The organism is Bacillus sp. 3G2, from assembly GCF_044324725.1.
GTDB lineage: Bacteria > Bacillota > Bacilli > Bacillales > Bacillaceae_G > Bacillus_A > Bacillus_A mobilis.
Genome location: NZ_CP172246.1, coordinates 874,052 through 898,157, shown reverse-complemented (window position 1 = coordinate 898,157; position 24,106 = coordinate 874,052). Strand labels below are relative to the sequence as shown.

Below are 24,106 nucleotides of genomic sequence, written 5' to 3'. Positions count from 1 at the left end.
GACAGTTTATTTTTATATAATTCGACATTTTTCTTACCTTCTCATTTTTCGAAATTACCATACCTATTTTCTTATAATTACCAACTAAAACGCCAAATCCTAACATTCATTATATATTAATGTTAGGATTATTAAACATACATCTTATCCCTCAAACTTCGTTTTTTATGAGCGCACATTTAAAATCTCTTATGCATTTCGACATATTTCTACAAATGTTTCTTTTCTTTCGACATTTTCTTTTTTTCAAAAAATAAAAAAGAGGATGTCCTCTTAAATTAAGATTACATCCCTCTTTTTTCAAACTCTTTTGAATTCAAGTCACTTATGATGTATCGAGACGCTGTTGAAATTTGTTCTCGCAATTCTTCTACTCTTTGTTCCAATGTTGCTTGTACATATTCTTTTTGTTCTAGTTGCTTCGTTGCCACATTATACAAAGTTTCAGCCGTCCAGTCACCATCTACGTTTCCGATAATTGGCTGATTTACTTGTTGTAAAAATGAATCGATCTTTGGATCATATGAAATACCGACCATAGGAATATTAGCAACTGCAGATAGTATGAGCGCATGAAGTCTCATCCCTATTAGAAGCGAACATTCCGACAAAATTGAAATTTTCTCATGGATATCCAGCTTATAAGGAAGCATGTGAGCTTCTTCGCCCATTAAGTTAATAATATCGCGTGATGCATTTTGATCAAATGGTCCATGCATTGGTACGAATAAAATATGGTATCCATCACGCTTAAATTTTTTCAGCGTATCTGCTAGCTTCTTCATATAATCTTCTTTTGCATCCCAATATCTCACACTAACTGCAATTACTTTCCCTTGAATCGAATGTTTTTGCAGCCACTCCGACTTCATTCCTTCAGGTTGACATGCCAATACTGGATCTGGAACTAGTTCAATATCTTTCTTAATACCCATATCTTTTAAATACAAAAATGAATCTTCATCACGAACTGATATATATGCCGCTTTTGATACTTGCCATTTCACTAATAGACGATTTTGTCTTTTCGTAATTGGACCAATTCCTTGCGCATAAATATAATACGGCTTCTTCAAAAAACGAGCAATCCGCATAATACCTGTATAGTACAAAATACTTTTAATACTCGTTTTATCTTGAAGAAGACTTCCCCCTCCGCTAATTAAACCATTACTTCTCTTTATTTCCTTATAAATTGCTCTTATATCCCAGCGATTTACTGCCTCTACACCGTACATTTTCCTTGTATAGTCGGGGTCATTCGAAAGTACAACAAGCTCAAGAGTAGGATCCTCTTCATGTAGCGCTTTAATAATTGATTGCAAAATTGCTTCGTCCCCAACATTATAAAAACCATAATATCCTGATAAAACTAACCGCACTCTTAATCTCCTCCAACATTTCGCAATCAACTTTTTGTCATTCAACAAATTGCTATCAACTCTTTAATAAGAAAAGTTGGATAACTTCAAATTGATTTCTTTCACAAACATATACATAGACATACTTATTTATAGACAAATTTACTTACGTAAAAATGGAATTTGCTTTTTGGATATCCAGTTCAACTTTAATGCGCATATGCCATATATGAACAAGGCCACACAAAATGCTAAACCACTATATATTACTGCAATAAGTCTAGAATCTAACACATTTATTACAGTAGATGTGAAATATAACCCTATACCTACTATACTAGATACTCCAATTACAGCAAAAAATCTCCCCATGCGAATCGAATAAGCCAATTCTTTTCGAATGTATATATAATTTACGATACAAATCATGATATATATGATAAGTGTACTATAAGCCGCACCAGTTATGCCAAATTGACTTACGAGTACTATATTTAATATGACTTTTACAAAACTCGCTCCAACAACTATCCACGCCGCTTGCTTAGAACGATTAATTCCTTGCAAAATTCCTATTGATAATACCATAAGTGATGTGAAATACGAACTACCAATTAAAATAGCTAACATGCCGCTCCCTTTCGCATCTGTAAACAATCCGACATTTAACGGAACTGCAAGTGCCATGAGCCAGATTGTTATCGGCGTTGTTAAAACATGAGCAAGCTCATTTGTTCGTTCAATTGTTTGTTTTGCTAACGCTGTATTTTTCTTTGTTAATGCAGCAGTTAACAATGGGATTAACGGAAATACCATCGCACTTGCAAACACGACAATTAATTGTGTAAACGCAAAGCCACGACTATATATACCAAATTGTTCTTGAATCGTTGCAGTGGATTCATGTAGCATATGTGGAATCGTTACAGAATCAACTAAATTTAACACCGGCATCGATAATGCCCCAATTGCAATTGGAATCGAAACCTGAAGTATCTTTTTTGCATTACCTTTAAAGTCTTGCAGTGAATATGTATTACTTTTATAACGATATATACTTTTTACATACTTCAATCTCAAATAGATAAGTGACGTAATTACCCCAAGGCAAGAACCAATCATTGCACCGCCTGTTACAACATCACTGTCTTTATTCCAAGATACGAATAAGAATGCAATTGCTAACATAAAGAAAACACGAATGAACTGCTCAATTACTTGTGACACCCCGGTTGGAATCATATCTCCAAAACCTTGGAAATACCCTCGATATACCGCCATATATGGTGCGATTAATAAAGCAAACGAAGTGACAATTAATGGGAGTCTCGTATCTTGTCCACCAAGCATATTTGCAAACATACTTGATCCAATCATAATAACCGAAAATCCAAGCACCCCAAATATTACTCCAATAATAGATGCTGACGTAAATAGTTTGGCAATCCCATCTTTATCATTCTTCTCATGAAGTTCAGCGATTAACTGCGATATAGCTAGCGGTACTCCCGCTACTGATAAAGTTAAAGCTATCATATATACAGGAAAAACAAGGCGAAAAATCCCAAGCACTTCATCTCCTGCTATATTTTGTAATGGGATTTGAAAAAAACTTCCCAACACTTTCGATAAAAACGTTGTAATCGTTAAAATCGCAGCGCCTTTCACAAACTTATTATTCATCTTCTAGCTCTTTTCTTTCAATATATAATTTCCATATCTATTGCATCATAAAACGAGATAACTATATTCTTCTCTTTTTTGAAAAATTTCACTTTATCTCATTTAGCTATCATACCAAATTTATTATACATTGAATACTCTCTTTCTTTACGGCTTTTAAATATATCATACGTAACAACACCTTATTTCTATCCAGTTTTTTCTTCAATTTACTACTTCTACTTATTCCGGATAAACATGTGCTATAATGTAGCTATTGTCAGTAAGAGGAGTGTTTACAACATGCTGAATTCGGTAAAAAAGCTGTTAGGAGATTCTCAAAAGAGAAAACTAAAAAAATATGAACAACTTGTTCAAGACATTAATAATCTAGAAGAAAAACTATCTGATTTATCTGATGAAGACTTACGTCATAAAACTATCACATTTAAAAACATGCTAAACGATGGAAAAACAGTGGATGATATAAAAGTAGAGGCGTTCGCTGTTGTACGTGAAGCTGCAAAGCGTGTACTTGGATTACGTCACTACGATGTGCAGTTAATTGGTGGTCTTGTACTATTAGAAGGTAATATTGCAGAGATGCCAACTGGCGAAGGAAAAACATTAGTTTCTTCTCTTCCAACATACGTACGTGCTCTTGAAGGAAAAGGTGTGCACGTTATTACTGTAAACGACTATTTAGCAAAACGAGATAAAGAATTAATTGGCCAAGTTCATGAATTTCTAGGTTTAAAGGTTGGATTAAATATTCCTCAAATCGATCCTTCCGAAAAGAAACTTGCTTACGAAGCTGATATTACATATGGTATTGGAACAGAATTTGGCTTTGACTATCTACGTGATAATATGGCCTCTTCAAAAAATGAGCAGGTACAACGTCCCTATCATTTTGCTATTATCGATGAGATTGATAGCGTTTTAATTGATGAAGCGAAGACGCCTCTTATTATCGCTGGTAAGAAATCAAGCAGCTCTGATTTACACTATTTATGTGCAAAAGTTATTAAGTCATTCCAGGATACTCTTCATTACACGTACGATGCAGAAACGAAATCTGCTAGTTTTACAGAAGACGGTATTACAAAAACAGAAGATTTATTTGATATCGATAACCTATATGATTTAGAACATCAAACTTTGTATCATTATATGATTCAAGCATTACGAGCTCATGTCGCTTTCCAATGTGATGTTGACTATATTGTACATGATGAAAAAATTCTACTTGTAGATATTTTCACAGGACGCGTTATGGATGGTCGCTCTTTAAGTGATGGTTTACACCAAGCTCTTGAAGCGAAAGAAGGTTTAGAAATCACAGAAGAAAACCAAACACAGGCATCCATTACAATTCAAAACTTCTTCCGTATGTATCCAGCATTATCTGGTATGACAGGTACAGCAAAAACGGAAGAGAAAGAATTTAACCGTGTATATAACATGGAAGTTATGCCGATTCCAACAAACCGTCCTATCATTCGTGAAGACAAAAATGACGTCGTGTACGTAACAGCTGATGCTAAATATAAAGCTGTACGTGAAGATGTTTTAAAACACAATAAACAAGGACGCCCGATTTTAATTGGGACAATGTCTATTTTACAATCAGAAACCGTTGCTCGTTACTTAGATGAAGCGAATATTACATATCAATTATTAAATGCAAAAAGTGCAGAGCAAGAGGCCGATTTAATCGCAACAGCTGGACAAAAAGGACAAATTACAATTGCGACGAATATGGCCGGACGAGGTACTGATATTTTACTAGGTGAGGGTGTCCATGAAATTGGTGGATTACATGTAATTGGAACAGAACGCCATGAATCAAGACGCGTTGACAATCAGCTAAAAGGTCGTGCTGGTCGTCAAGGAGATCCAGGTAGCTCTCAGTTCTTCCTTTCTTTAGAAGATGAAATGCTAAAACGTTTCGCACAAGAAGAAGTCGAGAAATTAAATAAATCACTGAAAACAGATGAAAAAGGACTTATTCTAACTTCTAAAGTCCATGACTTCGTGAACCGTACACAATTAATTTGTGAAGGTAGCCATTTCTCAATGCGTGAGTACAATTTAAAATTAGACGATGTAATAAATGACCAACGTAACGTTATTTATAAGTTACGTAATAACTTGTTACAAGAAGATACAAATATGATTGAACTTATTATTCCAATGATTGATCATGCTGTAGAAGCCATTTCTAAGCAATATCTTTTAGAAGGTATGCTTCCGGAAGAATGGGATTTCGCTCGTTTAACAGAAAATATAAATGAAATTTTACCAGTAACAAACATGCCATCACTATCAGCGAATAATGTACATTCACCGGAAGATTTACAATCCGTTTTGAAAGAAACATTATCTCTTTATAAAGAGCGCGTAAATGAACTAAATAGCCATACTGATTTACAACAGTCGCTACGCTATGTTGCCCTTCATTTCCTAGATCAGAACTGGGTAAATCACTTAGATGCGATGACCCACTTAAAAGAAGGCATCGGGCTAAGACAATATCAACAAGAAGACCCTACTCGTCTTTATCAAAAAGAAGGTTTAGATATCTTTTTATACACATATGGTAATTTCGAAAAAGAAATGTGCCGCTATGTTGCAAGACATTTAGGTGTTCCTGAAAACGTACAATAACGAGGTGAAAGATTATGTTATCATTCCTAAAAAGAGCTAAGAAAAGTGGAAAAGATACGACTGTCTCTAGTAATCAATTATTCGGACAAGAAGAAACAAATACTGAAAATAAAACTGTAAAACCAACGCTTTACTTCCACCCAAGCTGGGGTGCAGTAGCACAAGAACAAAAATACATTTATCAATTTTTACATAAAGAACTAACACGTTTACAAGAATATCAAATTTCTTTATCGGGGATTGAGATTGAAAAACGTGATAATGGTTATGACGTAGCTGTATTTATTCGTAGCACTGTTCCGAAACCAATTTCTTTCGAAGAGGTTACATTAATCCTTCTAAATAAAGAGGAGAAACTATGTGCTCGCAAAACATTTAACCTTTCTGCATTAGGAGATATTCCTGCAAATGTAAATATGCCATTCATCTTTACATTTGAGCAAGAAACAATTACAGATGCTGAATTATCGCAAACAGATTGGGAATTAGCATTTGAACTTGAAAGTAAGCATGCATTAGATTTAGATCCATCTTGGGAAGCTCAGTTACCTGAAGCAAGCAAAGAAGCTTTACGTAATTTCGTAGACAATTTAACACCTCCAAATGATGGTGAAATTAACTTCCTAGGTCTGCAGGCTGCAAGAAAAGAAAACGGTGATTTACATACAACGCTTCTTATTCGTAACGGTTGCAAAGACAACATTCAACTAGAGCAACTTCCTCTTCATATTGAAGATGCCACGGGTGCAGTTGTTGTGAAAGGTGCTTTCACATTACCGGATCTTGAGATCAAGGCGAATACTACAAAACCGTGGTCATTTGTCTTCCCTGCTTCATCTATATTAAAAGAAGATATGGATCTATCTTCTTGGAAAGCATTTGTACCACAAGACTAATAAGAGAGGCTGCTTCCAAAGCAGCCTCTCTTATTCTTTTTCATACAAAAAGCCTGTTCAAAAAGATGGTCATCACACCTCCTTGGACAGGCTTTTTCTTTATGTAAAATTTACTTCGTTACTAATAAACGTTCAATATGATATTCAGCTTCTAATTTGCACATTTCATCTGCGTGTTGCACTTTATTTCTCTTTAATTGCTCTACTTGCTCTTCGCTCGGCTCTTCATTAATAAGCTCGTTAATTTTTTCATTCACTTTCACTGCTAATGCTTGATGGAAATCTGGATGTCCTTTCAACTGATCATCTACTTTATTGATCCAAGTTGATTTTGTGTATAAGTATTGTTTCCACTGTTCAACAAATTGCTGCATATCAAATTTTTCTTCATTCCATTCAATTTCTTTCATATACTTCTCAAAAGAAACAACAATTGATCGCGTAATCCCGATCTTCACTCCATGTGGTAACTGTTTGTACATCAAATATTCCCTCCAGCTTAAAGCTCTTCCTTCTGAATATAAAGGAATCTCAAAATTCATATACCTTCTTATAATAGCACATTGATAATCTAAGATGTTACTATACTGTGTAGAAAATCAATTGTCAACAAACCTGTAACATCTAGATATACAAATTTCATATATGAAAAACACAGGAAAAATAATAAAAACTTTCACACTCTACAAAGCATTCCGTGTGAAAGTCCTTATTATTACATCGCTTCAGTTTCCGAAAATTGTAATTTACCTTTTTGCTCATCATTCGCCAACGTCACTATCGTCTTTTCAACGTGCGGATGTACATGTTCTAGTGTCACACTCGCGCCCGCTTTATCCGACTGCTCAACAAAGTTTAACAACGCCATAGCTCCTGATACATCCATATAGCGCACATCTTTCATGCGTAAAACAACGGGAGACTTTACGTCTTGTAAAGCATAAAAAATACGATCCACTGTTAGGAAAGAAAGTGGGCCTTTAATTTTATACGTCGCTTCCTTTTCTTTTACAATAGAAGCTTTACGTTCTTTACATTTCACCATGTATATAATGAACGAAAGAATAATACCGAACGCAACAGCAATCATTAAATCAAACTTCACTGTGACAACCATCGTTACAAGCATAACAATGACATCACCTTTTGGTGCTACATGCATTTTCTTCATGCTTTCCCAATCAAACATGCCAATACCAGTTAAAATTAAAATACCTGATAATACAGCAAGCGGAATATATTGTACGACCGCGCCAAGTCCCATAATGAAAATAAATAATATAACACTATGCATACATGCCGAAAGCGCCGTTTTACCACCGCTTCTTATATTCACGATAGACCTTACAGTCGCTCCTGCCCCTGCTAATCCGCCAAACAATCCGCTTACCATATTACCGATACCTTGTCCGACCAGTTCTTTATTGCTTTTATGACGTGTCCCCGTCACATTATCCATTACAACCGATGTTAACAGCGAGTCAATCGATCCTAATAAAGCAATACTAAGCGCTGGTAAAATAAGTTCTGCGATGCCTGTTCCACTTAAAGATGGAATATGAAGCGTCGGCATCGCTTCTGGAATCGTCCCAATCTTTTCAATCACCTTATTTAATGATAGGTTTCCGATAATCGGTAACTTCACTGTAAGCCCTTCTAACGCAGAAGAAAATAAAGGAAGCAACGCAGTCACACCGACTAATGCGACTAAACTAGATGGAATGGCCTTAATCCATTTCCCAGAAACAATCATTACAATAATCGTTAATACTACGAGTAAAAAACTATTTTGTACATGCTTCATTTCACCTAAAATAATAATTAATGCGATACCGTTCATAAATCCTGAAACGACAGGATACGGAATATACCTCACGTAAGATCCAAGCTTACATACACCAAATAAAATTTGAAATAGTCCCGCCATCATAAAGGCTATAAAACTCGCCTCTAATCCGTGCGTCGCAATAACGCCTGTTGCAATAACCGTAATTGGTCCAGTTGGCCCCGTTACTTGCCCAGGTGTCCCGCCAAATAAAGCCGCAAATAAACCTGCAAAAATCGCACCATACAATCCAACTAGTGCTCCCTCAGACGTTCCTGTTGCAGCAATACCAAATGCAATGGCAAGTGGCAACGCAACAATCGCAACAGTAAAACCTGCTAAACATTCCTTTGCTATTTTTTGAAACATATAAATAACCACCTTCATATAAAGTCCATTTTCCATTGTACACCTAAAAGAATATATTCGTTAGTCCACTTTTTACAGTATCGTGACGTAAACGCATTCAATTATAAGCCTCCCCTTACCTTTGGAAACCATTATAACTGTGCTATAATAAATAAATTAAATCTTTTATTATATATTTGGAGGCACTATGCTAACTTTTGAAGAAAAATTATCGATTATTGAATCTTTCCCAGAATTAGAAAGAAAGAACGTATCATTAAAACGCGTGAACTTTCACTTTGAAGAAAGTCGTTTAGATAAAAAGAACGTTGTATATCATTTACATCCAAACGGAAACGGATTTGTATATGCAAGTGGTATTAAAGGTTATAAAACGGATGATAAAGGTATGATTAACATCCGTGAATTTTCAGAAGAAGAACTGCGTTCATTAATTGAAAAAGTAATTGAACGTCTATCACAGGAGCCAGAAGAAGTTGTTGCACCAATGGAACCTGCTGCAGAAGAAGAATGGAAGAACGAAGACGGCCACATCCTAACTCTTATTCAAGAGGACGATATGTGGAACGTGTACGCTGGTGTAAACTTAGACGGTACATTCAACTCTTATCCAGAAGCTGCGGAATACCTTGATGAAGAAGGATTTTCACGTAAATAATATAAAAAGCGGAGACTTATCGTCTCCGCTTTTTTCTATACATTTGTTCCCAAACTAAAAACATAAGAACTTAACTCTCACACCCATTAATTTTTTTGGCGTCTAAACATGATCGCTCCCAAAATTAATGCGAACATACCTGCAAGAATAGAAGTAGATTCCGCTGCTGCTCCACCTGTTTGAGGAAGTAATTTTGATTGCTTATTACTTTCTTTACTAGATGATACTTCATTTTTATTTTGTACATCTTGTTTGTTTTCTGCTTCTACTTTACCTTGAATCTCTGGTTTGTTTGAAACTTTTGGCTGCTCTTTTACTTCTGACTTGTTTGGTTCTTCTACTTTTTCTTCTTCTGGTTTTACATGAATTTCCGGTTTCTCCGTAACTTCTGGCTTCTCTAGCTCATTTGATTCTTCTGTTACTTTCGGTTCTTCCGGTTTTTCTTCTTTGATTTCTTCTGTCGTTTCTTCTTCTACTTTTTCTTCTTCTGGTTTTACATGAATTTCCGGCTTCTCCGTAACTTCTGGCTTCTCTAGCTCATTTGATTCTTCTGTTACTTTCGGTTCTTCCGGTTTTTCTTCTTTGATTTCTTCTGTCGTTTCTTCTTCTACTTTTTCTTCTTCTGGTTTTACATGAATTTCCGGCTTCTCCGTAACTTCTGGCTTCTCTAGCTCATTTGATTCTTCTGTTATTTTTGGCTCTTCCGGTTTTTCTTCTTTGATTTCTTCTGTTGTTTCTTCTTCAACTTTTTCTTCTTCTGGTTTTACATGAATTTCCGGCTTCTCCGTAACTTCTGGCTTCTCTAACTCTTTCGGCTCTTCTGTCACCTTTGGCTCTTCCGGTTTTTCTTCTTTGATTTCTTCTGTTGTTTCTTCTTCAACTTTTTCTTCTTCTGGTTTTACATGAATTTCCGGCTTCTCCGTAACTTCTGGCTTCTCTAACTCTTTCGGCTCTTCTGTCACCTTTGGCTCTTCCGGTTTTTCTTCTTTGATTTCTTCTGTTGTTTCTTCTTCAACTTTTTCTTCTTCTGGTTTTACATGAATTTCCGGCTTCTCCGTAACTTCTGGCTTCTCTAGCTCTTTCGGCTCTTCTGTTACCTTTGGTGCTTCTGGGTTAGTTGGAGCTTCCATTTCTTCTATTGCTTCTTCTTTACCTTGTCCTTCGACTTCTGGTGCTTCATGTATCTTTATATTTGTAATATCATATCCGTTAACTTTCGATTGATATCCTGATACTGGTTGTTCTTTCACTTCATACGTATAAGCTTTTCCGGCATTATCAACTGCTTGTAACTTTCCAAACTCATATTTCCAATCATTTGCTGCCTTAACTTCTTTCGTTGCAATGACTTTGCCATTTTGCAATAAATCTACTTTAATCGTTTTTGGGCGATCATTTACTTTGTCGCCTTCCCACGTTTTCGTTCCTGCAACAGATGTAGTTTTCAACTTATTTGGAACCATAAGTTTTATGCCGTTTGTAGCATCCGTCTTAATTGTAAAAGGAATTTTCGCATGTAAATCAAACTCTACATAGTTCGGAGCAGAAATTTCTTGTACGTAATAATTACCTGGAGCAAGGTTTGGTGCTTCAACTATTCCGTCTCGATTTGTTGTATAGGAATCACCAATTTGCTGTCCTGACTCTGTAAACAATTTAAAAGAAACACCTGGAATAAACTTCTTCTCGTCTCCTTCAATATGTTTTACAATTTGCAGCGTTCCTTTCGCAGGTAAAACCCCTTCAGCTTCTCCACCAAATGATATATTTTCAACCTTTACACTATTAGATTCAGTACTAGGTTTCTCATATAAAATTTGATAATCAAGCTTGTAGTCATTCTGTAGATATTTCAACTTTTTCCCGCTATCAGTAATCGTTGATGTATAGAAAACGGTAAACGACGTAGCGTTCGCCATATGCCTATAAATTACAACTTCAAATGAGTTATCACTAGTAAGCTTAATGTATCCATAACCTCGGTCTTGAAATTGTTTAAGAGACAAATATTCTTTATTATTGATAGTGATGGTAAAGCTATCTTTATTTAGTGTTTGTCCTTCTTGTAACGTATCTTTTAAAACGATGTTGTCATGTAAATATTGTTTCTTTAAATTTATATTTAAAAACCAACGTACTTCATTACTTTTGTCTGGCTGAATATCACCAGACTTATAGAAAAACATCCCCGGTTCTGTACCTCCCCCTTTTGGATGTGTAATACTTACCGATTGCTTTTCTAAACTTGTTCCTAAATTCGTTTGTACATCTTTCGTTTTTCCTGCTTCTACATTCGTACCTTGAACAGCAAAATTAAACTTTCCTCGAATATTTTGGAGCTGTTCTACTGTATCATTAAATGTACAAACTACATTATTTGTATTAATCTGGCACGTACCAAAAACGCGCCCTGATTCATCTTTTAATGCGATAGTTCCACTATAGCCCTTTAATTCTGAAGGTAGCACTAACGTTAATGTATCCCCAGACTTCATCTTCTTTCCAGGCTTTTCACTAAAGTTTACATGAATGCTAGTCTTTTCCCCATAATTTAATGTTGTCTTTTCAAATGCAAAACTATCAACAAATCCTGTTGTGTTTAATTCTTGAGCATGCCCTATGATAGGCATAAAAACTTGTCCAATAAGAACAGTAAAAATAAAACAAATTACAGATATTCTTTTTAAATATGTACTCATAAACCCTCCATCTTTGGTTACTTCATTTTTCTACCCTAAACTACACTTTAAAATAAAGATTAGTTGCAGCATCAAACTATCTTTACTTGTCTTTTGGGCAGCCAACAATAAATATTAGTCCTTATAAAAGTGCATTACAAGACTGTTCATCCACCATTTAATTTGTTACTATTATAGTAGTAACCGTTTTGAACTGGATGACCACTTTACTCATAAGGTCATATGATGACTGACTATCTTTATCTTTTAAATATACTCCTCCAATCCCTTTATTCCACGCACACTAAAATTATATTATTTCAACATCCATAAAATTCACCTAAGCAAATTACTAAACCCTTATTTAAAGCGGGATATTTGCATTTACAATCAAAGCTCAATGCTACAAAAAAGCATTTTCACATAATAATAAAAGAGAATTTAACTAGAAGGTATACCATTTTTCCAATTGTTTTCAAAAAAATAAAGCTATCTTTTCTTATTAAAAAAGATAGCTTTATCTGTATAGACGACTGCTCTACTCCCTATTGTTTTGCGCCTTTTAACGACTCTCTCAGGACAAATTTTTGTAATTTTCCACTCGCATTACGAGGCAGTTCATCCACAAATAAATAATGACGCGGACGTTTATAATCTGCCAATTCATCACTTTCTTTACAGTATATTTCTAAATCTTCTTCTGTAATCGCTTTATCTTTCTTTACAACAACAGCCACAACACGTTCTCCCCATAATTCATCTGGCTCACCAAGCACCGCAACATCTAATACACCAGGATGACTATGAAGGAAATCTTCAATTTCACGCGGATAAATATTAACGCCTCCGCTAATTACCATATCATCCACACGATCTGCGACGAATAAATAGCCATCTTTATCGAAGTAACCTAAATCACCAGAGTGATACCATCCTTTATACATCGATTTTGCATTTGCTTCTTCTCGGTTATGATAACCAGCCATCATAGTCGGGCCACGCAAAATAATCTCTCCCACTTCATAAGGAGGTAATACATCATCTGGCTCTGCTGGTGCGTCTTCGTTTGGTTTTACGATGCGGATTTCATGACTAAAGCATGGTGTTCCCGCTGAACCTGCTTTCGTAATTTGATCTTCTTCTACGAGAAACGCAACTACTGGTCCCATTTCTGTCATTCCGTAAATTTGGACAAGATCAATATAAAGACGTTCTTTACATTCCTTCACCAGTGCTGGAGCCATCGCTGCTCCTCCATAAACACCAATTTTCATCGACGTTAAATCGTACTGCGCCAAATCTTTTTGCAGTAACATATTCCACATTGTCGGCGCTGCAAAAAACGTCGTAATCTTCTCTTCTTGAATCGTATGTAATACTCTATCCGTATCAAAGTGATGTAAAATCACATTCTTTCCACCAACTTGAATGCGCGGAATAATCCCAGCATTTAACTCGCCACAATGATATAAAGGCGCAACTACAAGCCCAACACTATCTCTATTATATTTTATAAAATACGTACAAATCATACTATGCTCAGTCATTTCACGATGGCGATGCAATACGCCTTTCGGATGACCTGTCGTACCGCTCGTATACAGCATAGAACAATAATCCATTTCATCAATTTCGATATCTACTTTGTCAGAAGATGCCGCATTGACTTTTTCATGGTAAGAACTTGCATAGGAAGGTGTATCGTCTTCTACATACCAAAAAGACGAATTTGGAAAATCTCGTTCAATGATAGCAACAGTAGATTCAACCGCTTTTTCAAAAACTACTACTTTCGAGGCTGCATCTTGAAGAATATACGATAATTCTTTTGCTTTTAAACGGAAGTTAATCGGGTTAAAGATTGCCCCAATTTTCGCACAGGCTAAGTAAACGTTTACAAATTCACGGCAATTATATAAGTAAACAGATACAGTATCTCCCTTTCTTACCCCTTCTTTCAACAGAGCTTGCGCCGTTTTATTTATTTGCTCATCCCACTGTTTATATGTCCAGCGAATATTTTTTTCTGGCTCTACTAACGCCTCTTTATTCGGATACTTACTAACCGCTAAATCAAATATTCTCCCTATCGTCATGTACATGCCAACAATTTCCCCCTTTTCTCTTTCATAAATCTATCATTTCGTCTATAAGTAGACATTGTCCTCTAATGATTTGACTAATTTTTCTGATTATTATCGACATAGTTTTACAAACAGTGCCGTTTATCGGTAAGTGAAATTATATCGGCCACAACTTGAATCAACCCATAAATAGCGGAATAAAAAAGAGGCTGTTCCAAATCGGAACAACCTCTTTCTTCTTATACAAATAGCTCTTCTAAAATTTTCAGTTTATCTTCTGTATATTTTACGAAGCCATCGTTATATGATTTTGGATCTTTCGGATTTGCGAAGTGCGTAATTGCACCTGTCTTCGGATGAACAAATTTACTTGATGCACCACAGCCAAGTCCGATAATTGATTGAACTTCTTCCATAATAACAATGTTATAAATACTTTCTTGTGTCGGCATTGCATAACCAACGTTCTCTAAGTTACCTAAAATATTCTTTTGACGATATAGGTAATATGGTACGTAATTATGCTTTTGCGTCCACTCTTCTGCTTCGTGCATCATCGCTGTGATTTCTTCGCGACCTGCTACTTTATATTTACGTTTGTTTTGCGTCATTTCTGAAGCACGTTTGAATGATAACGTATGAACTGTTAATGATTCTGGCATTAACTTTTCTGTCTCATCTAACGTATGCTTGAAGATATCTAGCCCTTCACCAGGAAGACCAATAATTAAGTCCATATTAATATTGTTCATTCCCATTTCACGAGCTAAGTGATACTTCTCGATTGTTTCTTCTACAGTATGATGACGTCCAATCGCTTTTAATGTCTCTTGATGGTATGACTGCGGATTAATACTAATACGGTCAATATTCCATTTATTTAACACTTCTAGCTTAGCTGGCGTAATTGTATCTGGGCGACCTGCCTCAACTGTTACTTCACGCACATTTTTCACATCTGGGAACGCTTCATACATTTCTTCATACAGCATATCCATCTCTTCTGCTGTAATACTTGTTGGTGTACCGCCGCCGTAATAAATCGTCGTAACTGTTACACCTTTTTCTTTTAAAAACTTACCAATTTCACGAACTTCATAATGTAATCCACCTAAGAACGAATCAACAGATCCTTGGCGTCCGTTAATTGCGTAAGCCGGGAATGTACAATATGCACATTTTGTTGGGCAGAATGGAATACCGATATAAATACTTACTTCCTCTTTCAAACGGTATAAATCTGGAACTACCGCTAATTGGCAATCCACAATACGCTGAAGAAGTTCAATTTTCTCTTCATGAATTAAATAGCTTTCACGAAGTTCTTGATGCGCTTCTTCTTTTGACATACCACTTTGAAGCATTTTATGAAGAAGTTTTGTCGGACGGACTCCTGTTAAAATGCCCCAGCTTTGTTCAAGACCAGTTAACTGCTGAAGAACAGAAAGATATACATAAGAAACAACGTGCTTCACTTGCTTCATACGCTCTTTTTCATCTGTGAAAGCAGATAAATCTTTTGCGAATGTTTCTTCATACACATTTCCAGTAGCAACATCTGTTAAACGAGCAGATGCTTTTACATTCTCTTCCATGTGTATATCAACGATAAGATTTGCTTCCTCTTGTTCAAATCCAATCGTACTATCTTCAAAAAATAAGCCGCCAATATTTTGCAGCGGACGTAAAAAACGATCATCTTGTAACGTTTTAATTGAAATTAACAACATTATCACCTTTTCATTTGCAAACTCTCTTTAGTTTACTTGAAGGGCGTTTGTAGGTCAATACAGAAGGTTTTACCTTATTTCTATATCCAATTTAAAACAAACTGAATATTGGTTTTTCACGAACTTTTCCTAGTTGTATAGACATTAGAATATGCTCTTGTTACAATCTAGAACGTATTAGTACTTACTACTAATTTAAATACATCTAAAGGAGGACTGTTAACACGACATAGATACTATAACGTGTTAAAAAACAACTATGAAAAAAAGGCTTTACAACATTTTAGCACTATCTTTGGCATCACAAGTATTTATAGCACCTACCCATTCATTCGCAGAAAATATAGAGAAAACTGCGGAATTATCTATTGATGAACAAGCTTTAAAAAGCATTGAAGAACATGCAAAGCAGCATAGACATGACGAAGAAAACGACCTTGAAATCTCGGGTGAATATCTTCTCCACTTATCAACAAAACTTCCACTATACGATGCAAACGACTTAAAAACCAAAACAAATATTGAAATTACTGAACCAGTAGTAAAGGCAACGAAGAAAAAGGGTAAAGCATATTACGTACAAACTACATCTGGTTCTGGTTGGGTTAATGAAGACAATAATAGTTTAGAAGTACAAGAGATTCATAAACTCTCGGGGCAAAAACTAATTGTGAAAGACGAAACATCAATATATTTATTCCCTTTCCAATCATTTAAAGAAGAAACAACATTACAGCCACAAACAGTAGCTCCTACTGAACAAGCTGGGAATTGGTTTAAAATTCAAATGAACGGAACTGAGAAATGGATTTATGCTCCTTCAGCTACATTTGAAGGTACGAAAGCATCATTATTTGAAAAAACAGGTTCTATCGAAAAGAGAAGCGCAACTTTCTTCAAAACACCATCTAATCTGCCTACAAATAACATTTATGGTGTTACATTTAAAGAAATGATCGTTCCAAAAGGGAATGAAAACATTCGTCCTGGCTACGCAATGGAACCGAAATACATTACAATTCATGAAACTGCTAATACGAGTAAAGGTGCTAACGCGTTAAATCATGCGAAATACTTAGATAGCCAAGCACGCGGAAATACTGATCGTTCAGCATCTTGGCATTTTACAGTAGATGACAAAGAAATTTATCAACATCTTCCATTAAATGAAGTTGGATGGCATGCTGGAAATAAGACTGGAAACTATGAATCTATCGGAATTGAAATTGCTGTGAATAGTGATGGGAATTATACGAAAGCGGTAGAAAACGCGCGCAAGTTAGCTGCTTATTTAATGAACGAATTAAACATATCTCTAGATCACGTGCAAAAGCATCAATTTTGGAGCGGAAAAAACTGCCCTGCATTTATGATTCAGCGCGGACAATGGGATGCTTTCTTAAAAGGCACGAACGCTTACTATAATGAAAATCGCAAAGAGGTTACTCCGCCGACAGAAGTCCCTCATGAAAAAGACGATATTACAGGTGGATGGTATGAACAAGACATTCGTCAGTTAGCAGCTAGAAAAATCATGTTCGGTGACGGCAATGGTTCTTACTGGCCAAACCGCCTTGTAACACGAGCTGAGTTTGCAAATTTAATGTCGAGAGCTTTAAAATTACCAGCTGGAAACGCTAAATTTACAGACTTAAACGAAGCACATCCATCTTTAGTAGATGGAATTAATAGTGCTGCTAGCGCAGGTATCATTAGTGGCCGTGGAAATAATAAATTTGATCCAACCGCTACAATCACACGTGATGAAGCTGTCATTATGATTGACCGTGCTTTAGCATATAACTCGGTTTATAGAAAAGAAATGAAATTACCATTCATTGACCAAAATTTAGCATACGATAAGAAGGCATTACAAAATGTTTATGCATACGGAATTGTAAAAGGGAACGAACGGAATGAATTCGTACCAAAAGGCACAGCAACACGTGCTGAAGCAGCCGCATTTTTAAATCGAATGCTTAAAGTTATTGAAGCTTAAACATGAAAAAACGTAGCGTTTTCGCTACGTTTTTCTTTCATCATTGCGGTGTATTTTTATGATTCTTCAAAAACGGAAGCGGGAATTACTTGCGGAAATGTTCTTTAATCATATATTCTACGCCGTTCTCACAAAAAACGATCATCCTGTAACTTTTTAATTGAAATTAACAACATTATCACCTTTCCATTTGCAAACTTACTTGAAGAGCGCTTGCATGTCAATACAGAAGGTTTTACCTTATCCTCTTTCATTTTGTTATTTTTAGATCCTTGACATTTAATTTTACAAATGTCATTTTATACTTTCATAAAACATTTCTTTTTCTATTCTCTGTTAATTACTTAATAAACATTTTTAACAAACTTAACTCTTCCTCTGTTAAATTACATAAATGAAACCCCACAATATCTTTATTAAAATCCAGCAGTACTATTAAATCATCTGTATATTCCACGCTTTGTCCATATACATCTGGATAAATGTCATCGGAAAACAAACAATATAAACTATTATTTTTTAATAAATAATTAATCTTGGACATTTTATCCAATACATTAAATTCATCAAATTGGTCTTTCAATTTAAAGATGGGGAACCCTTTACTAATTTGATTTTCAAATGTACTATCTGTTAACCGTAATTTATTTATCAAAAAGGTTATATTTGATATTATAACTCCATCAACTTCTTCTAACAGATCACCGCACAACTGTAAATTTATTGTTACTGGATATGCAGTTTCATTAATAGAGTATGGGATATTCTTCTTATGAAAATAAGGTTTGCTCGGCTTTGGATTTTCTACATTAACATTAACTAATAAAAATCCACCCATATCTTCGAAACTCCTACTAGATTGCTGCAAACAAGGTTTTATTTTTTCCAATATAATAGCCATCTTTAAAACTCCTTAATATTTTTTAAGGGCATGATATACTACCCCTGTTTCACGTGTTATACCAATTTCCCATCCATCAATATTCTTTAAGAAATTTACCACACTTACAGCAACACCAGCATCACGCTTATTTAATATGATTTTATAAGCAATTAAACTCATATATAATTCTTCATTTGCTTGATATAAAACAACAATCACCAAAAACCCTCAGACTTCACACCTCAAATTATTTGAATTTCAATACAATAAAAACACTTAATAAAAATATTAAACCACATATTCAGATTAGTAAATGTTTTCTAATATATTATTTTTAGCATATTAATAGGTTATTCGACTAAAGAGATTGCAAACAAAAAAACGTAGCGTTTTCGCTACGTTTTTCCTTTATCGTTTCGGTGTATTTTTATGATTCTTCAAAAACGGAAGCGGGAATTGCTTACGGAAATGTTCTTTAATCATATACTCTACACCGTTCTCACTATTTGAACGTGTAATCCAATCGGCTGCTTGCTTTAATTCTACAGGCGAGTTCCCCATCGCTACACCAAGACCAACATTTTCAATTACTTCTAGGTCTTCTAAACTATCTCCAATCGCAACCATTTCGTTTAGCGAAATATTTAAATGCTCTCCAAGCAATTGTAATCCACGTAATTTTGATACATTTTGCGGCAAAATTTCTATTCGTTTTGAATCACACTCAACATACTCTATATCTTGGAAGGCTTTTCGTAATGTATTTAGCCCTCGTTCTTTTTCACCTTTACTTTGGAAAATCACATCAATTTTTGGTGCCGCTACTGGATGATCACGAAGCGCATCACCTAACGAGTCTACAAACTGAACCGGATAAAATAACGGATCTGCACTTGATAATACAGTACGAGCAATTAAGTTTGGTGTATTTCTCTCACGATTTCCGATTGAAAACCGTTCATGAGAAATGCGGACGTTACAATCGAAGTGCTCTAACACTTGCACAATGTTAAACGTCTTCTCTTCTGATAATCTTCTTTGAACATACGGCTTATCTAACGTCGCTGAAACGAAAGCACCGCCATGTGTCACTAATATAGAATCTAATTTTAACGCCTTCGCTACCTTATAAGCGGACTGAAAATTACGGCTCGTAAATAATGTAACGTATACATCTTTTCTTTTCACAAATTCAATCGTTTCTCTTAATCCTTTTGCAATTTTTCCGTTGTTGTATAGTAGTGTCCCATCTATATTAAGAGCTAGTAAGCGATAAATCATGTCGCACTCCCCCTCTTCGCTGTTGTACTCTATCCATAATTTATGAAATAAATGTAGCAAATAGAACGAGTTAGAATTACTACTGAAAATTTGGTTTACTATATACATATACACTCAGTAAAGGAGATAGTACAATGCAAGCACCTCCTTCCTTTTATGAAGGCGATACGTTAGAAATCGCAAAGAAATTACTCGGACAAAAACTTGTACATATTGTAGACGGAATAAAGCGAAGCGGAATCATTGTAGAAGTAGAAGCATATAAAGGTCCCGCTGATAAGGCAGCACATAGTTACGGCGGGCGACGAACAGACCGCACAGAAGTCATGTTTGGCGCGCCTGGACATGCTTACGTATATTTAATTTACGGTATGTATCATTGTTTTAACGTCATTACTGCACCAGTTGGCACCCCACAAGGCGTTCTCATTCGAGCCCTTGAACCAGTAGACGGAATAGAAGAAATAAAATTAGCACGCTACAACAAAACAGACGTTACGAAGGCACAATATAAAAATTTAACGAACGGCCCTGGCAAACTATGCCGTGCACTCGGAATTACTTTAGAAGAACGAGGCATATCATTGCAAAGTGACACATTACATATTGAACTCGTCCGAGAAGAAGAACACATATCATCACAATATAAAATAACAGCAGGTCCTCGTATTAATATCGACTATGCAGAAGAAGCTGTACATTATCCTTGGCGTTTTTATTATGAGGGACATCCGTTTGTTTCAAAGAAATAAACATATGTAAAGGGAGAGACTATGAGGGGTAAACCTGAACTAAAAATAGAATCAGAAAAAGTATATAAAACGAAGAAAAATCCAAATGGAATGTTTGTAGCAAGAATACTACAAATTCCAAAAGAAGAAGATAAACTAGACTTTGTCCTTATTTTACAAAATATAAAAACGAAAAATATTACTTATAACAAAGTTTTAGTAACAACAGATAACGACTATTATTCTTTCCGACTCGCTCGTGGGAATATTAAATGGTCATCCTTATATACTGTTACAGTATGGGATGGGCTTGGGCATCAATTAGTAGAAGTATCAGCCTTAACTGGTAAAAAGAACTATTCTATTTCTGATGAGCATTGTTCCACATATCGGGAGTAACCCAAAATAAAAGAGAAGCCGAATCGGCTTCTCTTTTTACTCCGCGCCTTCCGCAGTCGCAATATTATCCTCTAAGTTTTCTCTTGATAATTCGGCCGTCATAAAGTCAGCTGTTTCTGGAAGTGCTAAATGCATATGAGCTTTTTGACAAATTTGGATCGTACAGTTTTCTACAACATAATCGAAAACATGTCCGCCTCCGCTTCTTGCATCGTCAATGTAATGTAAGTGGAAACCAGCTACACCAATACCTTGCGCGTAATCTGGTGTCCAAAATCCAGCAAGCGTACCTTCTGTATGTTTAAATGAAAAGATCGGTTGTGATTTCGTCACTTCAACGAGTGGTGTATACGGTTTTTCTTGTCTTGGAACAGTTCTCGTTCTTACTTCACGGAACGTACCATCCATTCGAATCGCGTAAAATAAGTTTTTACTCGGCAGTAATTCATGTAATAATGCCTCAACTTCTTCACGATTCATCGGACGCTCTACTGTATAACTCATTTCTTTTTCAAAAAACGTTACAGTCGCAAACGGTGTTGTTTCTTCTGGTTCTACTTTTTCTGCTGAACCGTCTGAACGTAAATGATAAAATTCGTTATCAAATGCAATCATTTCACCATCTAATTGATCAAATGTGCCGATACCGAAATCACCACGTTCTTTTAGTTCCTCAAAGCTAATCACACCATCATATATACCATCTAATAGCGCAAGCATTGTAGATGTTTGATATACTTCATTACTCGTTTTCATTTTTTTTGCATCAATATCAATGAATTGCGCAACAGTCATCTCAAATCTGCCTCCATTAGTTTAATTGGTTTGGTAATAATTTTTCGCTTAATTTAATGTTGTCACGATAGTCAATTGGAATATCAATAATGACAGGGCCGTCTGCTGCTAATGCAGATTTTAATACATCTTCTAATTCATCAGGCTTGTTAACACGAAGACCTAACGCCCCGAAACTTTCCGCATATTTCACAAGATCAACATCGCCAAACTCTGTAGCTGATGTTCTGCCGTATTTCATCATTTGTTGGAATGCAACCATATCATATGTGCCGTCTCTCCAAACAAGATGGACGATTGGAGAATTTAAACGTACCGCTGTTTCTAACTCCATCGCTGAGAATAAGAAACCACCGTCACCTGATACAGAAACTACTTTTTTACCTGGTTCTACTAAAGTAGCTGCGATTGCCCAAGGAAGTGCAACACCTAACGTTTGCATACCGTTACTAAATAATAATCTACGTGGTTCATAAGAACGGAAACATCTCGCCATCCAAATAGAATGGGAACCGATGTCACATGCAACGGTTGTATCGTCACTAATTAAAGAACGAAGTGTACGAATGACTTGAAGTGGATGCGTAACACCTTCTGAAGGACGATTTGGAACTTCTGCTTGTTCTGATAATTTCGCACGTAATCGTTCTAACACTGCTTCTGATTTCGTACTTAATACAAGTTTCGGTAATTTCTTCGCGATGCTATTTACAGTTAAGGCAATATCACCAATTAATTCACGCTCTGGTTGGTAATCATGATCGATATCTGCTTGATGATCATCTAGATGAATAATCGTTCTGTCTCCAAGTTTATTCCAGAACTTTGGATCGTACTCAATTGGGTCATAACCGATCGAAATAACAAGGTCTGCTTCTTCTAGTAAAATATCACCTGGTTGATTACGGAATAATCCAACGCGGCCGAAGAAATGATCTTCTAACTCACGTGAAATTGCACCAGCTGCTTGATATGTTTCAACGACAGGAAGTTCTGTATCCGCAATTAATTCACGAACGGCTTTCGTCACTTCATTTGTGCTCGATCTCATACCAAGTAAAATAACTGGTAATTTCGCTGCTTTTATTTTTTCTACTACGTATGTAATATCATGTGTGGGAGCGATTCCAAGCTGTGGCTTAGAAAGCGCACCGATAGACTCTACAGTCGTTTCCGCAGTCATAACGTCTTGCGGCAGACTTACTAAAGTAGCCCCTGGATTTGTGGAAGTCGCACTTCGAAATGCATTTGATAGTGCTTCTGGCACATTATCAGGATGCTCTACTTCTACGCTATATTTTGTGATTGGTTCGAATAGTGCAGCATTGTCCATAGACTGATGTGTACGTTTTAATCGATCCGTACGCGGAACTGCACCAGCTAAAGCAACAACGGGATCACTCTCCGCATTCGCAGTAACAAGACCTGTCGCTAAATTTGATGTCCCTGGCCCTGAAGTTACAAGACATACGCCCGGTTTTCCTGTTAATCTACCAATCGCAGCTGCCATAAACGCTGCGTTTTGTTCATGACGACAAACAATTAACTCTGGTCCTCTTTCTTGCAATACATCAAATACAGAGTCAATCTTCGCTCCTGGAATACCGAAAACATGTGTAACACCTTGTTTAATTAAACAATCAACAACAAGATCTGCTCCTTTTGTTTTTGTCTTCACGTCGTTTGCTTTTACACCTGTACTCAAACTAATCATCCCTTTATTTCATAATGTGTGTAATAAAGATTTTTAATTTCACCTAGTTAATTAATGTGGTGAAGTATCGTTTATCATTATATTACAAATGCATTATTTTTCCAACGATATGAATTTGACAGTATTTTGACAAACAATGAAGAATGCGCTTACAACCCTTTATTTATCCTAAAATAATATTTTTATATCTACTCTAAAAATACACGGAAAACTTTCATCTCATCACAGTATTAAAAACTTCACAGTACCTTGCAAAGAACACTAGTAAATGATATATTTGTAAATATTGGAATACCCATTAATTGGAACATATCTTGTATTTCGTATCCTCCCTTTCAAAAGATAGGATTTTCAGCTTTAATTCATCATTT

18 protein-coding genes and 1 pseudogene are annotated in these 24,106 nt (G+C 35.8%); 6 read left to right on the top strand and 13 right to left on the bottom strand.

Annotated elements, in window-relative coordinates:
* Nucleotides 1–284: 284 nt before the first annotated feature.
* Both csaB and ACHZK0_RS04555 read right to left on the bottom strand, forming a co-directional pair.
* Nucleotides 285–1,382, bottom strand: a complete 1,098-nt coding sequence (gene csaB, locus ACHZK0_RS04560) for a polysaccharide pyruvyl transferase CsaB (protein ID WP_262742401.1) — start codon at nucleotides 1,380–1,382, stop codon at nucleotides 285–287.
* A 141-nt stretch (nucleotides 1,383–1,523) separates the two neighbouring features.
* Nucleotides 1,524–3,044 carry a putative polysaccharide biosynthesis protein gene (locus ACHZK0_RS04555; RefSeq protein WP_262742400.1) on the bottom strand — a complete coding sequence of 507 codons (1,521 nt, stop codon included), beginning with the start codon at nucleotides 3,042–3,044 and terminating at the stop codon, nucleotides 1,524–1,526.
* Between the two features lie 282 nt (nucleotides 3,045–3,326).
* Here ACHZK0_RS04555 and secA2 point away from each other — a divergent pair, with 282 nt between their 5' ends.
* A complete protein-coding gene (gene secA2, locus ACHZK0_RS04550) occupies nucleotides 3,327–5,693 on the top strand; it encodes an accessory Sec system translocase SecA2 (RefSeq protein ID WP_270340750.1) in 2,367 nt (788 codons plus the stop codon).
* Between the two features lie 14 nt (nucleotides 5,694–5,707).
* Complete coding sequence (locus tag ACHZK0_RS04545) at nucleotides 5,708–6,589, top strand: accessory Sec system S-layer assembly protein (protein WP_270607229.1); 882 nt, start codon at nucleotides 5,708–5,710, stop codon at nucleotides 6,587–6,589.
* Nucleotides 6,590–6,699: 110 nt separating this feature from the next.
* Here ACHZK0_RS04545 and ACHZK0_RS04540 read toward each other — a convergent pair whose 3' ends face one another.
* Together ACHZK0_RS04540 and ACHZK0_RS04535 are read right to left on the bottom strand one after the other, a co-directional pair.
* Nucleotides 6,700–7,071, bottom strand: coding sequence for a hypothetical protein (locus tag ACHZK0_RS04540; protein ID WP_073518873.1), 372 nt, complete (start codon nucleotides 7,069–7,071; stop codon nucleotides 6,700–6,702).
* A gap of 233 nt (nucleotides 7,072–7,304) precedes the next feature.
* A complete protein-coding gene (locus tag ACHZK0_RS04535; protein WP_395761212.1) occupies nucleotides 7,305–8,783 on the bottom strand; it encodes a SulP family inorganic anion transporter in 1,479 nt (492 codons plus the stop codon).
* 187 nt (nucleotides 8,784–8,970) lie between these two features.
* Here ACHZK0_RS04535 and ACHZK0_RS04530 point away from each other — a divergent pair, with 187 nt between their 5' ends.
* On the top strand, nucleotides 8,971–9,441 hold the full coding sequence (locus tag ACHZK0_RS04530; RefSeq protein ID WP_262742395.1) for a hypothetical protein: 471 nt from the start codon (nucleotides 8,971–8,973) through the stop codon (nucleotides 9,439–9,441).
* 86 nt (nucleotides 9,442–9,527) lie between these two features.
* On the opposite strand, the gene ACHZK0_RS04525 is transcribed toward ACHZK0_RS04530, so the two are convergent.
* The 3 genes from ACHZK0_RS04525 to ACHZK0_RS04515 form a co-directional block, all read right to left on the bottom strand.
* Nucleotides 9,528–12,140, bottom strand: coding sequence for a Cna B-type domain-containing protein (locus ACHZK0_RS04525; protein WP_395761211.1), 2,613 nt, complete (start codon nucleotides 12,138–12,140; stop codon nucleotides 9,528–9,530).
* Between the two features lie 524 nt (nucleotides 12,141–12,664).
* Nucleotides 12,665–14,221 (bottom strand): fatty acid--CoA ligase, encoded by a 1,557-nt coding sequence (locus ACHZK0_RS04520; protein ID WP_395761210.1) that lies wholly within the window; start codon nucleotides 14,219–14,221, stop codon nucleotides 12,665–12,667.
* Between the two features lie 221 nt (nucleotides 14,222–14,442).
* A complete protein-coding gene (locus ACHZK0_RS04515) occupies nucleotides 14,443–15,933 on the bottom strand; it encodes a coproporphyrinogen III oxidase (protein ID WP_327803358.1) in 1,491 nt (496 codons plus the stop codon).
* A 259-nt stretch (nucleotides 15,934–16,192) separates the two neighbouring features.
* On the opposite strand from ACHZK0_RS04515, the gene ACHZK0_RS04510 reads away from it, so the two are divergent.
* Nucleotides 16,193–17,932 carry an S-layer homology domain-containing protein gene (locus tag ACHZK0_RS04510; protein WP_395761209.1) on the top strand — a complete coding sequence of 580 codons (1,740 nt, stop codon included), beginning with the start codon at nucleotides 16,193–16,195 and terminating at the stop codon, nucleotides 17,930–17,932.
* 40 nt (nucleotides 17,933–17,972) lie between these two features.
* On the opposite strand, the pseudogene ACHZK0_RS04505 reads toward ACHZK0_RS04510, so the two are convergent.
* From ACHZK0_RS04505 to ACHZK0_RS04490, 4 genes and pseudogenes are all read right to left on the bottom strand, one after another.
* Nucleotides 17,973–18,062, bottom strand: a pseudogene (locus ACHZK0_RS04505) (haloacid dehalogenase); the annotation flags it as partial.
* Between the two features lie 210 nt (nucleotides 18,063–18,272).
* Nucleotides 18,273–18,833 carry a hypothetical protein gene (locus ACHZK0_RS04500; RefSeq protein ID WP_395761208.1) on the bottom strand — a complete coding sequence of 187 codons (561 nt, stop codon included), beginning with the start codon at nucleotides 18,831–18,833 and terminating at the stop codon, nucleotides 18,273–18,275.
* 12 nt (nucleotides 18,834–18,845) lie between these two features.
* A complete protein-coding gene (locus ACHZK0_RS04495; protein WP_395761207.1) occupies nucleotides 18,846–19,034 on the bottom strand; it encodes a hypothetical protein in 189 nt (62 codons plus the stop codon).
* A gap of 189 nt (nucleotides 19,035–19,223) precedes the next feature.
* A complete protein-coding gene (locus tag ACHZK0_RS04490) occupies nucleotides 19,224–20,096 on the bottom strand; it encodes a Cof-type HAD-IIB family hydrolase (RefSeq protein ID WP_242242405.1) in 873 nt (290 codons plus the stop codon).
* 134 nt (nucleotides 20,097–20,230) lie between these two features.
* Between ACHZK0_RS04490 and ACHZK0_RS04485 the strand changes: the two genes are divergently transcribed.
* A complete protein-coding gene (locus ACHZK0_RS04485) occupies nucleotides 20,231–20,848 on the top strand; it encodes a DNA-3-methyladenine glycosylase (RefSeq protein WP_395761206.1) in 618 nt (205 codons plus the stop codon).
* Between the two features lie 21 nt (nucleotides 20,849–20,869).
* Nucleotides 20,870–21,226 (top strand): hypothetical protein, encoded by a 357-nt coding sequence (locus tag ACHZK0_RS04480; RefSeq protein WP_001214383.1) that lies wholly within the window; start codon nucleotides 20,870–20,872, stop codon nucleotides 21,224–21,226.
* A gap of 36 nt (nucleotides 21,227–21,262) precedes the next feature.
* Here the strand turns inward: ACHZK0_RS04480 and alsD are convergent, their stop codons facing one another.
* Nucleotides 21,263–22,021: an alpha-acetolactate decarboxylase gene (gene alsD, locus ACHZK0_RS04475; protein WP_395761205.1), complete on the bottom strand. Its 759-nt coding sequence runs from the start codon at nucleotides 22,019–22,021 to the stop codon at nucleotides 21,263–21,265.
* 16 nt (nucleotides 22,022–22,037) lie between these two features.
* Nucleotides 22,038–23,726 carry an acetolactate synthase AlsS gene (gene alsS / locus ACHZK0_RS04470; RefSeq protein WP_395761204.1) on the bottom strand — a complete coding sequence of 563 codons (1,689 nt, stop codon included), beginning with the start codon at nucleotides 23,724–23,726 and terminating at the stop codon, nucleotides 22,038–22,040.
* Between the last annotated feature and the right edge of the window lie 380 nt (nucleotides 23,727–24,106).

Coding starts and splice junctions, on each gene's coding strand:
- ACHZK0_RS04555 (WP_262742400.1), bottom strand. CDS start 3,044: ATGAATAATAAGTTTGTGAAAGGCGCTGCGATTTTAACGATTACAACG.
- secA2 (WP_270340750.1), top strand. CDS start 3,327: ATGCTGAATTCGGTAAAAAAGCTGTTAGGAGATTCTCAAAAGAGAAAA.
- ACHZK0_RS04545 (WP_270607229.1), top strand. CDS start 5,708: ATGTTATCATTCCTAAAAAGAGCTAAGAAAAGTGGAAAAGATACGACT.
- ACHZK0_RS04540 (WP_073518873.1), bottom strand. CDS start 7,071: ATGTACAAACAGTTACCACATGGAGTGAAGATCGGGATTACGCGATCA.
- ACHZK0_RS04535 (WP_395761212.1), bottom strand. CDS start 8,783: ATGTTTCAAAAAATAGCAAAGGAATGTTTAGCAGGTTTTACTGTTGCG.
- ACHZK0_RS04530 (WP_262742395.1), top strand. CDS start 8,971: ATGCTAACTTTTGAAGAAAAATTATCGATTATTGAATCTTTCCCAGAA.
- ACHZK0_RS04525 (WP_395761211.1), bottom strand. CDS start 12,140: ATGAGTACATATTTAAAAAGAATATCTGTAATTTGTTTTATTTTTACT.
- ACHZK0_RS04520 (WP_395761210.1), bottom strand. CDS start 14,221: ATGTACATGACGATAGGGAGAATATTTGATTTAGCGGTTAGTAAGTAT.
- ACHZK0_RS04515 (WP_327803358.1), bottom strand. CDS start 15,933: ATGTTGTTAATTTCAATTAAAACGTTACAAGATGATCGTTTTTTACGT.
- ACHZK0_RS04510 (WP_395761209.1), top strand. CDS start 16,193: ATGAAAAAAAGGCTTTACAACATTTTAGCACTATCTTTGGCATCACAA.
- ACHZK0_RS04500 (WP_395761208.1), bottom strand. CDS start 18,833: ATGGCTATTATATTGGAAAAAATAAAACCTTGTTTGCAGCAATCTAGT.
- ACHZK0_RS04490 (WP_242242405.1), bottom strand. CDS start 20,096: ATGATTTATCGCTTACTAGCTCTTAATATAGATGGGACACTACTATAC.
- ACHZK0_RS04485 (WP_395761206.1), top strand. CDS start 20,231: ATGCAAGCACCTCCTTCCTTTTATGAAGGCGATACGTTAGAAATCGCA.
- ACHZK0_RS04480 (WP_001214383.1), top strand. CDS start 20,870: ATGAGGGGTAAACCTGAACTAAAAATAGAATCAGAAAAAGTATATAAA.
- alsD (WP_395761205.1), bottom strand. CDS start 22,021: ATGACTGTTGCGCAATTCATTGATATTGATGCAAAAAAAATGAAAACG.